This window comes from Synechococcus sp. R55.7, from assembly GCF_047461955.1.
In the GTDB taxonomy this organism is placed as follows: domain Bacteria; phylum Cyanobacteriota; class Cyanobacteriia; order Thermostichales; family Thermostichaceae; genus Thermostichus.
Map to the genome: position 1 here is coordinate 1 of NZ_JANSIC010000310.1, position 2024 is coordinate 2024.

Annotated in this window: 1 protein-coding gene; it reads right to left on the reverse strand. The window is 59.7% G+C overall.

The features are described from left to right. Positions 1 to 144: 144 nt before the first annotated feature. Positions 145 to 1698: a TolC family protein gene (locus NW820_RS12035; protein ID WP_414407606.1), complete on the reverse strand. Its 1554-nt coding sequence runs from the start codon at positions 1696 to 1698 to the stop codon at positions 145 to 147. Positions 1699 to 2024: the final 326 nt, after the last annotated feature.

Genomic DNA, 2024 nt, shown 5'->3' on the forward strand with positions numbered 1-2024 from the left:
TAGCGGCGCGGAGCGCTTTGCGTCAGCATGAGTGCGGGAGTATGTCACAACAGCTCAAGTTGGAATAGAACTGTTTCGTCGCGGTATCCATAGCACCCCTCTCCTTTTGGAAGAAGGGCTGGGAGTGAGGGAGAAAGGCTCAAGTCAAAGGCTGCCAATGGCCCGTTTCAGTTGTACCAGGGCGCGATTGTAGGCGATTACAGCATTGGAAAGGTTGCCACGGGCAGTGGTGAGGGCAGCTTCAGCATTGATCACCTCCGTTTGGGTGCCCACCCCCGCTTGCAGGCGCAGCCGGGCCAAGCGCAGGCTCTCTTCTGCTGAGGCAATTGCCACTTTGGCCGAGTCGATCTGTTCGCGGCTGGAGCTGAGGGTCAGGAAGGCTTCTTCCACCCCCCGCTGGATTTCATTGCGGGTGCCGACGAAGTTGCTCACGGCCACCTGTCCATCGATCTGGGCTTGGCGGGCTTGGGCAGCCGCTTCTCCTCCATCGAACCAAGTCAAGCTGAAATTGGCTCCCACCGAATAGCCAACATCAAAACTGTTGCGGCTGGCGTTGAAATCGTTAACGGCATCGAGGCTGGCGAATAAGCCAATTCGGGGGCCATTGCGGGCTTGTGCCAGGCGCAGGCGGCTTTGGGCCTGCTCCAATTCTCGGCGCCGGCGCTCCAATTCCTGTCGTTGGGCAAAGGCAGCAATGATGGTCTCTTCCAGGCTGAGATCCCACTCTCCCATCGGCTCGATGCGGTCGCTAGCCAACACGTCGGTGGGGCTGGGAAAATTCAGCAGTTCGGCCAGGCGGCGGCGATTCAGTTGTTGGGTGTTTTGAGCCGCCAGCAAGGTTTGTCGATTGTTGGCCAATTCCGTCTCTGCCTGGAGAATCTCAAAGCGGGTACCCAGCCCGACCCGTTCTCGGGCTTGAGCATCCCGCAGGGTGGCTTCGGAACTTTCGACGGCAGCTTGGCTGATGGCGACCCTGGCATCTGCGCTTTGCAGATCGTAGTAGGCGTTGGCCACAGCTTGTTTGACCGTCTGCAGCGTTTGCTCCAGTTGCAGTTGGGCGATGCGCAGCGCTTCTTGGGCCAGCTTCAGGTTTTGCTCCCTGAGGCCACTGTCAAAGGCGGTATACTCCACCCGCACCACACTGGCCGAGAGGGTGTGGGATTCGCGCCTTGGCCCACCACCAGGAGAGGGAGCCTCACTGTACTGGTAGTTGGCACGGCTGGAGAGGGTGGGAGCAAAGGCAGCTTGAGCTAGAGCTACCCCGGCCTCGGCCCGCTCGACAGTCAGTCTGGCCTGCTGCACAGCCGGGTTCTGGGCAACGGCGATCTCCAGAGCTTCTTCCAAAGACAAGCCCTCCCTTCGCTCGATGCGCACCTGCAAGGGGGATTGGGGCACCACCAATTCTTCAGCCGTCAAAGCCCCCTTTAGAGTCAGGTCAGCCGCAGGGGTGGAGTCAGCAGGGTTGGGGGGAATCGATAGGGTGGGGGGGGGTGGGGGGGTGAGGATTTCGCGGCTGTTGGGCAGAGCAAAGGCAGCAGAGCTGGGAGATTCCGGCTGAGCAAGAGCAGGGACAACCCAGAGCAGGCTCAACAGTAGGCCACAGGGAGCAGAACAGGCAAGGCACAACTGGGATCCCGCCGAGTTTGTCTGCCGTTGAGGAAGTTGAAGCGGATCCCTGGCTCCATTTTGCATCGCCATCGTGCTGTCATTCTCAACATCACCCCTAGCAGTATCGCAAAAGAAAGGACAAAGATAAGACGGTTTTCCACAGGCTCTCTGGCCGCCCTGTTCGGGCCAGTGGAAGCGAGTCCTCGCATTTGCCCCTGCAACGATGAGGCCGACCTGCGTCTGCCAGGAGCTCCGAGCACGGGCGGGACTCCTCTACACTCAGCAGAGACGCTTGGATTGAGACCGAGTCGATTTAGATTTAGACTCAGTTTAGAATGGTGGGGCCATCTGTCCGTGATGGCGGGGGTGGGTGTTGTGGGCGATGAAAGGGGGCAAGGTGGCAGACTCTCAGAGCA